A 12,743-nucleotide genomic window follows, 5' to 3' on the forward strand; every position below is an offset into this window, starting at 1 on the left:
GAGAACAGGAATGTTGGCGCATCCCTGTTCAGAAAAGATGTGATAACCAGGTCTAAATTAGAAGTAACAATTAAAAACCCCAATTAACCACAAACATGTAAATGTATGAATAACTTACCATTTGGCAAAAAGTGGTTCTTGATCCCTCAAGATCCGCGATTTTGCAAACCCCTACGTATTATGAAAATTAGTACATGTCTTTTATTTGCATTTGTGACAGGCGTACACGCGAAAGGTACGGCTCAGAAAGTCACTTTAAATATGAAAAATGCACGAATTGAAGAAGCGCTGTCTGCTATTTCCAAACAGTCTCACCTACGTGTGCTGTACAGTGAGAACTTGAACGCTAAAGCGCGGATTTCTGTCAATGTCAAGAATGCTTCTGTAGAAGAAGCACTAAATGCAGTATTAAAAAATAATAATATTGAATATAAGATCATTGCCAATACGATTTCTGTAAATAGCAACTCAAAAATTAGTAACAGCAGCTTTACAGAGATTCAGCAACAATCTGTCACAGGTACTATTAAAGATAAAAATGGGAAGGGGTTGAGTGGAGCTACAGTGACTGTAAAAGGAACATCAATTTCTACTCAAGCGGATGAAGCTGGTCATTTTAAAATTAACGCTTCATCTAATGCCACCTTGGTGATTCGGTATGTTGGTTTTGTGAGTACAGAAGTAGCCGTTGGAGGAAAAAAAGATGTCAATATCACGTTGGAACCAGCAGATCGTACACTGGAGGAGGTGAATGTAGTTGCAACAGGATACCAAAATCTTGATCGGAAATTGTTTACTGGTGCCGCCTCTAGAATAGATGCGAAGGAAGCAGAACGTGCTGGAGTTCCAGACGTATCGCGTATGCTAGAGGGTCAAGCAGCGGGTGTTTCCGTTCAAAACGTATCGGGTACATTTGGTGCCGCACCCAAAATTAGGGTGCGTGGCGCGACATCGCTTACGGGAGATAACAAACCATTGTGGGTAATCGATGGCGTTATTTTGGACGAAGCTGTCAATATCTCAAACGAAGCTTTGTCAACAGGGGATGCAAATACCTTATTGGGCTCTTCCGTTGCCGGTTTAAATCCGGACGATATTGAATCCATTACAGTCTTGAAAGATGCAGCGGCTACGGCTTTGTATGGTGCAGCAGCCATGAATGGTGTTGTCGTTGTTAATACAAAGAAAGGGAAGAATACAGAAGGCCAAACTCATTTTAGCTATTCGGGTAATTATACCACTTATATCAAACCCAATTACAATCAATTCGATATCATGAATTCTGCTGAGCAGATGCAGTTGGTCATTGATATGGAAAATAAGGGTTACCTGAACCACTCTCAGGTATCAAGAGCCGGAACCGGTGGTGTGTTTACTAAAATGTACAATTTAATGTACGAATATGATCCAAGAACGGATTCGTTTAAACTTAGAAATGATGCACCTTCGCGTTATAATTTCTTGCAGCGCTATGCAAATGTAAATACAAACTGGTTTGATTTATTGTTTCAGAACAGTTTCGTGCATGACCATTCATTAAGTATGAGTACAGGAACACAGAAAGCACAGACCTATGCTTCGACGAGTTATATGAATGATCCGGGATACACTCTTGGTAACCAAGCTAAGCGTTTTACAGCTAATATTCGAAACAATTACAAAATCAATGATAAACTCAGCACAGAGCTTATTTTTCAGGGGAATATTCGGGATCAAAGAACACCAGGTACCCTAAATCGTAACTCTGATGCGGTTTATGGTAGCTATTCCCGGGATTTCGATATCAATCCATACTCATATTCTTTAAATACCAGCCGTATTATTACCCCGTTTGATGAAAATGGCGATCGGGAATATTTTACACGGGATTATGCTCCATTCAATATCTTAAATGAGCTCGATAATAATTACATCAAACTCAAATTAATGGATATTAAAGTGCAAGGGGGGATTACTTATAAAATACTTCCTACACTAACCTACTCTGCTAATGGAATGTATCGGTATTATAATTCCGAAAGACAGCACATGATCACAGAGAACGCCAATCTTTCCAAAGCATATCGGGCAAATCAAGATCAAACGGTGAATGGCGGAAATCGTTTTTTATATGCTGACCCTGATTTTCCAAATACAGATAAGTATGTTATTCTTCCAAGTGGAGGTTTTTTCAATTTGGCAAATAATAATATGATCAGTTATTATATGCGTCATAATTTGGAATTCAATCAAAAATGGAATGACCATACAGTGAATTTGTTTGGAACATATGAACTCCAATATGCGGATAAACAGAGTCATGATTTTAATGGTCCGGGAATAGAGTATGGCAATGGCAATTTAGTTTTACCGGCATATCGGTATTATAAAAAACAAATTGAATCTGGCGGTACACCATTCGCGATGAATTATACCTATGATCGTAAACTGGCTTATGCGTTGAGAGGTGCTTATAACTATAAAGATAAGTATTCATTTAACTTCACTACCCGTTATGATGGATCGAATAAAATGGGTCGAACCAATGTTGCAAGATGGTTGCCGACCTGGAACTTATCGGCGGCATGGGATATTAATCAAGAGAATTTTTTTAATAAAGACAATAAAATTCTTTCGCGTGCCAGATTACGGGGAACCTATGGTTTAGTCGCCAATATGGGGAATGCATCTAATTCAACCGCTGTATTTTATAATGTCGCTACCTACAGGCCTTATGATGGAGAAAAAGAAGGTAAGATTAACATAAGTGGTTTGGAAAACTCTGAGTTGACCTGGGAGAAGATGTATGAGCTTAATGTTGGTGCCGATTTGGGTTTCTTAAATGATCGCATTGATCTGAATTTTGATTATTACAGACGTAATATATTTGATTTAATAGGGCCGATTCGTACCTCTGGGATTGGTGGACAATTTGAAAAATTAGCCAATTATGCGGATATGAAGGGACATGGTGTTGATATTCAAGTTGGGGGATACCCATTTAGAGATCCGGATGGCTTTACTTGGCGTACCCAGCTTACATTGGGCTTTAACAAAACGAAAATTACGAAATTGAATGTAACCCGTAATATTTGGGATTTGATTTCGGGTGAGGGTGGAGCAATGATTGGTATGCCGCATCGAGGTTTATATTCCTTGGATTTTGATAAATTGGCAGCTAATGGAGGATATCCCACCTATATTGGTACGGATGGTACGCCTGGTGAAACCTATTTTTGGTTTCAAGATAATCAGACGAACTTCCTGAAATATGAGGGACCAGTGGATCCTACGCTCGCTGGTGGTTACTACAACCGACTGGAATACAAAAATTTTAGCTTATCCTTTCTGCTTAAATTTGGTTTAGGTAATATGGTTCGTTTACAACCTAACTATTCACCAGCCTACCTGGATATGTACAATGTGTCAAGAGAGCTGATAAATCGCTTTATTTATCACGGCGATGAATACCTAACTGTGATCCCATCTACACTGGATGGATTAACAGCAGAATTTGATATTAAGAATGCAGTTGGTGATCGTACAGCATCTGTTTACTCCTACAATGCATATAACTATTCATCTGAACGGGTTGCAAAGGGTGATTATCTCCGTTTATCACAAATTTCTGTAGGTTATAATATTCCCAAATCTGTCGTCAATAAAATTAAATTTAGAACAGCACAAGTAAATCTTGTTGGTAATAATCTGTGGTTAATATACGCGGATAAAAAGCTAAATGGAGTTGATCCAGAATTTTATAGCAATGGTGGTGTAGCGCTACCAGTTCCGAAACAAGTGACCTTATCTGTGAAATTAGGATTCTAAAAGATTAAATTATGAAACTCATACACCTTAAATATTTATTTATTTCTTCTGCGCTGGTATTGAGCAGTTGCAGTAAATACCTGGATCAGCAACCAGATATGAGAGCGGAAATCAATACGGTTGATAAAGTCAAGCGACTGATCACATCGGCTTATCCGTTCGGTAATTACCTAGCGATGTCTGAAACCTATTCGGATAATGTGGAAGATAAAGGCGTTGGTGGATTGTATCAACCGGTGCCTTCCCTGTATCGTTGGCAGGATATCAATAATAGCGATACTGATAGTCCCAATAGTTATTGGAACAATTGTTATGAAGCTATTGCAGCGGCCAATCATGCTCTAGCTGCGATAGAATCCAATAATTTTGGCGATGATATTTTAGCCTTCAAAGGCGAAGCGTTAGTCGCGCGGGCCTATGCACATTTTATGCTTGTCAATTTCTTTGCGAAAGTATATGATTACAAGAAGCCTGAGAGTAATACATCACCAGGTATTCCTTATGTGACGGAACCAGAAACCGTAGTTATCAAAAAGTATGACCGCGGGACAGTGAAATCCGTTTATGAAAATATTCGGAAGGATCTGGAAGAAGGTTTAGCTCTTTTGGATGCAAATCCAGCAGAGTGGAATGTACCTAAATACCATTTTACACCCGCCGCTGCTCACGCGTTTGCAACAAGATTTTATTTGTTTACCGGTGAATGGCAAAAAGTGGTAGACAATGCAAACAAAATTTTTGCAGGGGGAAATTTCGCAGGAAAATTGATTCCCTATAACTCCACTTTTAAAAAGATGACCTTTGAAGAAGTGCATAATGTTTTTTCTAAAGCAGACCAACCCTATAGCTTATTGATCAATGAAACCTATAGTGGTTATCAGCGTTGGTGGGATAATCGTTATTCAATGGGTATTAATGTTTTCCAGAATATTTATAATGGCGAAACTGCGGCAGGAGCCAAGTTTTATAATTTCGGTGTATCCTATGGTGCCCCACATTATACAACTTATATCTGGAAGGAATTCTGGTATGTGACAAATGCGACTGCAAATACAGGTTTTCCAATGCTTATGGTGCCGGTCTTAATTACAGACGAAGCACTGATGAACCGGGCTGAGGCCTATTTGGAACTAGGGAATAATGCTGCGGGTATTGCCGACATGAATTTAATGGCAAGCAACCGAATTGATAATTACAACCCTGCGAACCATGCTGTGACAGCAGCAAAATCCAAACAATTTTTTAATGTACAAAATGATAAGGAAGCACTGATTCAGACGGTCTTACAATTTAAGCAAGTTGGCTTTATGTCAATGGGCTTGCGTTGGTTCGATATTATCCGTAAGGGTATAACAGTAAGACATCTCCTCATTGCAAATGATGAAACAGAGAGTTATATCGAATTAAAACCAGAGGATCCGCGACGCGTTTTCCAGATCCCGCAAGAAGCAAAATTGTCAGGTGTTGAACAAAACCCAAGGTAATTTATGAAAACGATTATAAAAGCAACCCTACTAGCTGTTTTACTGGCTGGTCTATACTCCTGTACGAAAGAGGAGAAACTTAATGTGAAAATTGAAAACTACGATACATTTGTGCCCGGGAAAATTGACGAGTGGATCAAAACAAACTTAACTGATCCTTACAATATTGAGGTTGTCTATCGGTACCAGCGTAATATGCATGATATCAATAAGAATATAGCGCCGGCCAATGAGGATAAGGTAATTCCACAAATGGACGTGGTGATTAATGGATTTTTGGATGTTTATAAGAAAATTGGCGGCGTACCATTTATAAAGGCCTATACACCAAAACAATTTGCTTTGTTTGGGTCAGGTGATTATGATGTCGATGGGTCTGTGAAAGGAGGGACAGCAGATGGAGGAAGGCGTATCACCTTGTACGGAATAAATAATTTCGATGCTACAAATGCCAATTCAGTCAGCGGAAATCTTCAAGTTATCCACCATGAATTTACGCATATACTTAACCAGATGAGATTTATTCCTGGTGAGTTTGGGAAGGTTTGTGTAGGAGATTATTATTCAAACTGGACGGCGCAGGAGAATACCCAAGCAAAAGCGAGGTCATTGGGCTTTATTACTCCTTATTCGAGAAAAGCAATTGGTGAGGATTTTGCGGAAGTCCTGTCGCACTTGATTGTTGCGGGGCAATTATATTATGATGACTTTGCCTATAATAGTGGCAAGGATGCTTATCCAAAATTTAAACAGAAGGAGTCTATTGTACGCGATTACATGGTTCAGAATTTTAATATCGATGTAACGCAGTTGCAGATTGAATTTCAGCGTATCATGGCTGAAAAGTATCATTCTACACGATATGAAGCAGCAACGGCATTGGGAAATAATTATTTGGGCTCTTTAGATTGGGATATTCGGAGTACTTGGGGCCTAGAAAATACGCTTTCTAATAAACAGAAGAATCTTTTTATGGCGATTTTGGACGAATTGGGAGGCTGGACTACGAAAACAATGGAATTCCAATTTGTTTCTGCGACAAAAGCGACATTAAGGATCGGTTTTGGCGATAATAGCGTCACCTATACTGCAGCTTATGATTTTGATATTAAAAGGAATGCGGACAATACATTTAATATTTCCAAGTCTGGGACACAAGGAACAGGTGCCATTTACGATAATGGAAATATAGGTTGGGTATTGAAAGATACACAACCCTTAATAGATTATTTAGGTAGTACGAGTTTTTCTGCAGAATGGAAAAAAGTTGATTTAACTGTTAATCCTAGTGATTATCTACAATATTTTATCTTGAAAGATACAAAGGATCCAAATGCAACATTGATGGGTAAAGTAAATTTGAGGAAGTATTAAATTATGAAAAAGATATTTTATTTAATGTTTTTGGTATTACTGGCTTTCAGTTGCAGTAAACCACGGGAAGTGGATCAAATATTTGGTGATCCAACTGAAAGGGTGGCAGATACTCTCGCTTATGTAAAGTCCACCCTAGTGAAAGCACCTTTTGGCTGGAAGGCTTATTTAAGCACGGAGTATTCGGGAGGTTATGGCTTTTATATGCAATTTCAGGAAAATGATAGATTAAAAATGGTCGCAGATTTAAATGAACAGAGTTCATCTGAGCTCAAAGAATCAACATACAGAATCAGGCAAATCATGTATGCAACATTATCATTTGATACCTATAATTATTTAACGATGTTGCAAGATCCAAATCCAGATGTGTTTGGAGGTCAGGCCGGCAAAGGGCTGGGAAGTGACGTTGAATTTGACTATATCCAGACTCATGGCGATACTTTATTTTTTGAAGGTAGGAAATTTAAAAAACCTCTTGTCTTGATAAAAGCAAAAGAATCTGAAGCAAAAGTGTATACGAGTAAAGGGTATGCACAAGCAATTGAAAAGATTAACAAATTCTTCGTTGAAAATTCAAATCCATATATTGAAGAAAACGGACAGAAATATCAAATTACAATTAATAATGATTCCAAGGAAGTTGGTGCGACTACCATTCTAGCAGGTAATAAAGTGGAGAGTTCGTCAGCTAAGTTTTATTATACCTTAGATGGCATTGGTTGTAATGCGGAGTCTCCACTTAAGGCGGGAAAAGTTAATATTGTAAAAATTGGATGGGATAATGATAAGCTAACTGCGTATGACGCAGATGGTAGAAAATTTGAAGTAAAAAATTCAGTTCAACCATTAATTCCGCTGCATTTGTTGATGGGAACAAAATATTCTAAATTATATTTACCGTTCAATATATTACTGCCTGGCAATTCACCAAAAGGAACAGATATCTTAAATCGATATTTCAAAGGATTGGGAAATGGTGCTACGGGTTATGTTTTTAATTGCGGTGATATCAGTTTGGCTTGGAATCTCGCGAATAAGAGAATTTCTTTCATTGGATTCGCCAGTCAAAATAACTGTGGCGGTGGTTGGTCAACAACAATTGTGTACGACTATACTATTGACGAAGCGACAGGTGTGTTGAAGTTAACCAAGAGGTCAGCTGCTTCTGGAGGATACAGCGCCAAGATTATGGACCAGCTTGACGATTTTCTGCTCAATAGCAGCTTTAAACTGGAGTATGTAATTGATGGAAAAAATCTGTATGCAAAAATCATAGGTATAGATAGACCTGATGTTTCAATGACATTTACGTTGCAATAATACTTTCTGTAACTGCGTCCTGTGATAATAGTGAATAGTGTTATCACAGGACGTTTGTATTAATACCGCAGCTCGATGGCGCTGAATGCATTCTATTCTGAGTTTTCCACATCGTGTTAATAACAATGTGGAAAAATTGCTTTTAAGCCCACCTGGATGACTCCGCCGCGAAAATGTTTCAAATTGCACTATGGCGGAATCGTTTTCTCCTCTGTCTGTTTCATTTCGACGCCTATCTAAGCGAAAAAGTGTCCAGTCTGTGCCATACAAATGGGCGACTTTTTCATTCTGAAGGGCAACTAACTCATTCTGACCTGAGAAAATGTTAAATTGCCGTCCGTCGAATTGGTTTCGACACAGGGCTAAATCGTTCAGATACTCGGGGAAATGTTAATGTCCGAGCGCGAAATCGAGCTTTCGGACTGCAATCTTACACTTTACTTTGCTATGGACGTCATGGCGTCGAAGTGATTTCCTCTGAAGTGATAGCCATCTTGATCGTCAAGGTATGAAGGTCGCTTAACAAGGAATTTGCCTCCAATTAAATGTAGTGCAATTTTTCTATAGCCATAATCTTTTACCGCTCCATCGGCCTCATTCACCGACTTTTTCCGAAGGTTAGTCTAAATGTAATAAAATCGCATGCTGAGTTGTTTTACTTTTGAATCAGAAACCATCATGAGCTATACCAACTTACAAATAAAAGATCGGATCTCTTGCTCATGATAGCTTCATTGCCAATAAGAGAAAAATTAAAGAATGAAAGTTGAAGGAAATGTTGCAACAAAATCAATATTCCTGCGACTACTAGAAAAGAGACAATAAAAAACTAACACTATAAAGTAGAAACGATTATGAAACCATCATGATTTATTCAATAAATAAGAAATGAATAAATCTGATAGCTTCATCACAACTAAAAACAATTATAACGATGAAAACTTTAGTAAAGACATTTGTAGCAGCCGCTTTGATCGCAGTATCAACATGTACGATGGCTGCAGGTAACCCTGGTAAAACGTTGAACCTATCCACCGCAGACTTGGCTATTGATAGCTATCTATCGGTGATGACAGAAGGTGTGTCGGGGGGTGTTGAGCACCTATTCGCTTCCGATTTCAGCCAAAAGATTCAAGGCGAAACTGGGCGTACCAATACGCGTTCAGAGGTAATTTCTTTTTTGAAAAAACAAAAAGGTGAAAAACTGAACTGTAGTACTAATACGGAGGTTCTGGAGGAATCCGAAAATTATATGGTGGCACGCATCACGATGAAATTCGAAACATTTACAAAAACCGATCTAGTTACTTTAATAAATGAAGCCGGAAGCTGGAAGGTCGCGAGTTCAGTAAACTCATATAAATAGCAACTGTTTAATTAAATTCATATGTTTATTTTTAGCCACGTCGTGATGATGTGGCTATTTTTTTGCTGTAAAATCTCGTCTGCAATCTTTTGAATGAATACCCAAATAATCCTATATCTTGGAGGAAATGGTTGGACTCTGAGAAGAGGAAGGGTTTGTCGCTTGTTGAGTTGTTAACACCGTTATTAACATCATGTGGAAAACTTAGTATTTTTAATTGTGGTTGTGTTGAATATAGGTAATGATTATTTAACCAATCAATTTCTAATTTACTCAAGAGATTTATTAAATTGCGCAGATATTAGGAATTATTATGAAATATTATCTGCATTTGCCAGTCAAACTTATTTGTTTTTTTCTATTCAACCTTTGTGGATTGAGTCTTTCAGCACAAATCGCCTTTACCACATATCATAAAAAAGATGGTGATGAAACAAAACAACAAGATTCGGCCTATTTTTTAAGGACAGTTCATGTGGATGCCAATGGCAAAGATAAAATTTATCGAATTGAGGAGTATTATATGCGCAACGACTCCATCAAACTCAACGGTATCAGTAAGAATGCACGTAACCCATTCCAATTTCAAGGTAAGAAATATGAATTCTATGAAAATGGTACGCTGAAGTGCTTAGAGAATTTTACCGATGAAGGAGAACTCGTGGATTCTGCATTTTACTTATATCCCAATAATAAGTTGAAAATGATGGTTTTTTATCCTAGTGAACTTTACAAAAAGAAGTTGCAGGTTAAAAAGCCGATCTACATTGTGTATTATGATTCTCTTCAAAACAAGACATTGGAACATGGAAATGGACGTATTCGTTTTAATGTAGAAGGAAAAGAGGAGTATGAAGAAGGTGAAATGGTTAATAATTTACGTGAGGGAGCATGGAAAGGAGGGGCCGGACAAGATTCCTTTGTAGAAAACTATAATCAGGATCGGTTACTATCAGGAATCTTAACAAAGAAGAATGGTGCTATTATTCAATATGATTCAACAACTTATAAAGTCAATCCGGAGTACCCGGGAGGCACATACAAGTTGATGACTTTTGTAGCCAGAAATTTTGACTACCCAAAAGAAGCAATGAAAAATGGTATAAGCGGTATTTTGGAGATAGATTTTGTCATTAATAAAGTTGGCCAGGTAGAGGATATTAAGGTCAAGCAGGACTTGGGTTTTGATACCGGGGAAGCAGGTATACGTGTCGTAAAAAAGCTTGGAAAATGGAAACCCGGAATGCGAAGGGGAGAGCCTGTGCGTGTTGGATATACGCTACCAATAAGGTTAAATTTAAGATAAAAATCAGAAATTCATTTAAAGCTGAAAAGCCTCCCAAATGAGGAGGCTTTCTTTGTTAAAGGTTCTTGTAGAACTATTTTTTCAGGCCCTCAGCACCTTGTATGATACCTTCAACCACCGTAGGGTCCTGCAAAGTAGATGTGTCACCTAAATTACTGATATCTCCCTCCGCAATCTTGCGTAGAATACGGCGCATGATCTTTCCGGAACGTGTCTTTGGAAGGTCATTGACAAACTGGATAATATCAGGTTTGGCAATAGGACCGATAATACGCGATACAGTCTCCATGATATCTTTCTTGGTCGCTTCTGCATCCGTGTGGTGATTGGCGATAACGTAAGCATAGATGCCTTGGCCTTTCACCGGATGTGGATAACCGACGATAGCAGATTCCACAACATCAGCATGCATATTAATAGCATTTTCTACTTCAGCAGTGCCGATGCGGTGACCAGATACATTCAACACATCGTCCACGCGACCTGTGATTTTGTAATATCCTTCTGGGCTACGGTAGCAACCATCACCGGTAAAGTACATGTCTTTATAGGTTGAGAAGTACGTTTGTCTACAACGATCGTGGTCTCCCCAGGTCGTACGTAGCATACCTGGCCAAGGGAATTTGATACATAGATTTCCGGTGACATCATTGCCCTCAATTTCTTTTCCATTCTCGTCCATCAACGCTGGTTGTACACCAGGCATTGGGAACATCGCATAACTTGCTTTTTCTGGCGTAACACCGGCTAAAGAGGTGATCAGGTGACCACCATTCTCCGTTTGCCAATAAGTATCAACGACAGGACAGTTCTTTTTACCGACCTTTTCATTAAACCAGTTCCAGGCTTCTTCGTTGATAGGTTCGCCCACTGAGCCCAGTACACGCAGTGACGAAAGGTCGTTTTTATCTACAAACTGATCTCCAAAAGCCATTAAAGAACGTAATGCTGTAGGGGACGTGTAAATGATATTGACTTTATACTTGTCAACAATATCCCAATAACGGCTCGCATCTGGGAATGTTGGGATACCTTCAAACATCAATGACGTTGCACCTTGGGATAATGGTCCGTAAACAATATAGCTATGGCCAGTAATCCAACCAATGTCAGCTGTACAGAAAAATACATCATTTGGTTGATACTGGAAGGTATTCATAAAGGTATATCCCGTATAGACCATATAACCACCACAGGTGTGTACAACTCCTTTTGGCTTACCTGTAGATCCAGAAGTGTAAAGGATAAATAGCGTATCCTCTGCATCCATTTCTTCAGCCGGGCAAGCCGGATTGCCTTGAGTCTCTACCTTCTTGATCTCATCTTCCCACCATACATCACGGCCTTTGATCATGGATACCGGTGTACGTGTACGTGTTAATACAATGACTTTCTCTACAGTATCACATTGCATCAATGCATCATCAACAATATTTTTAAGTCCAATGGTTTTATTACCACGGTAGCTACCATCGGAAGTAACGATCAATTTGCATTCCGCATCCTCAATACGATCTGCGATCGAACGCGCGGAGAATCCGCCAAAAACAACTGAATGGATAGCACCTATACGCGCACAGGCCAATACCGCAATCACTAGTTCAGGTACCATCGGTAAGTAAATACAGACCCGGTCGCCCTTTTTGATGTTGTTGTTCTTTAATACATTGGCAAATTGCTCGACCTTCTGTAACAATTGTTTATAGGAAAGGATGCGGTGTGCTTCATTTGGGTCATTTGGTTCCCAAATAATCGCAGGTTTATCCCCATTCGCATAAATATGACGGTCCAGGCAGTTTTCTGTAATATTTAATTTTGCACCTTCAAACCATTTGATATTAGGTTCCTCAAAATTCCAGTTTAGCACTTTGTTCCATTTTCTCTTCCAGAAAAAATGATCCGCTATGCTCGCCCAAAACTCCTCAGGTTGTTCTACACTTCGCTTATATTCACTTTGATATTCTTCAAATGATTTTATTTGTAGGCTCATTGTTATAGGATTATTATGAATTATTTTAATTTATAAAGTTATCGTTGCGAAATTGTTTTTAATAGCTCAATTTCGGTGTACAATTTAGCGGTT

General features: G+C 38.7%; 7 protein-coding genes. 6 read left to right on the top strand and 1 reads right to left on the bottom strand.

Annotation, left to right across the window (positions count from 1 at the left end; translation table 11 throughout):
- Positions 1 to 180: 180 nt before the first annotated feature.
- The 6 genes from OGI71_RS22740 (at position 181) to OGI71_RS22765 (ending at position 10,660) form a co-directional block, all read left to right on the top strand.
- Positions 181 to 3,807 carry a SusC/RagA family TonB-linked outer membrane protein gene (locus tag OGI71_RS22740; protein WP_282252176.1) on the top strand — a complete coding sequence of 1,209 codons (3,627 nt, stop codon included), beginning with the start codon at positions 181 to 183 and terminating at the stop codon, positions 3,805 to 3,807.
- Between the two features lie 11 nt (positions 3,808 to 3,818).
- The gene (locus tag OGI71_RS22745) at positions 3,819 to 5,291 is read left to right on the top strand and encodes a RagB/SusD family nutrient uptake outer membrane protein (protein WP_282252178.1); all 1,473 of its coding nucleotides are present in this window, start codon (positions 3,819 to 3,821) and stop codon (positions 5,289 to 5,291) included.
- Positions 5,292 to 5,294: 3 nt separating this feature from the next.
- A complete protein-coding gene (locus tag OGI71_RS22750) occupies positions 5,295 to 6,665 on the top strand; it encodes a substrate import-associated zinc metallohydrolase lipoprotein (protein WP_282252179.1) in 1,371 nt (456 codons plus the stop codon).
- Positions 6,666 to 6,668: 3 nt separating this feature from the next.
- The gene (locus OGI71_RS22755) at positions 6,669 to 7,988 is read left to right on the top strand and encodes a DUF4302 domain-containing protein (protein WP_282252181.1); all 1,320 of its coding nucleotides are present in this window, start codon (positions 6,669 to 6,671) and stop codon (positions 7,986 to 7,988) included.
- Between the two features lie 934 nt (positions 7,989 to 8,922).
- Positions 8,923 to 9,354 (top strand): nuclear transport factor 2 family protein, encoded by a 432-nt coding sequence (locus tag OGI71_RS22760; RefSeq protein ID WP_282252182.1) that lies wholly within the window; start codon positions 8,923 to 8,925, stop codon positions 9,352 to 9,354.
- Positions 9,355 to 9,667: 313 nt separating this feature from the next.
- On the top strand, positions 9,668 to 10,660 hold the full coding sequence (locus OGI71_RS22765) for an energy transducer TonB (RefSeq protein ID WP_282252183.1): 993 nt from the start codon (positions 9,668 to 9,670) through the stop codon (positions 10,658 to 10,660).
- 73 nt (positions 10,661 to 10,733) lie between these two features.
- Here the strand turns inward: OGI71_RS22765 and acs are convergent, their stop codons facing one another.
- Positions 10,734 to 12,650: an acetate--CoA ligase gene (acs, locus tag OGI71_RS22770; protein WP_282252184.1), complete on the bottom strand. Its 1,917-nt coding sequence runs from the start codon at positions 12,648 to 12,650 to the stop codon at positions 10,734 to 10,736.
- Positions 12,651 to 12,743: the final 93 nt, after the last annotated feature.

Source organism: Sphingobacterium sp. ML3W, from assembly GCF_029542085.1.
GTDB lineage: Bacteria > Bacteroidota > Bacteroidia > Sphingobacteriales > Sphingobacteriaceae > Sphingobacterium.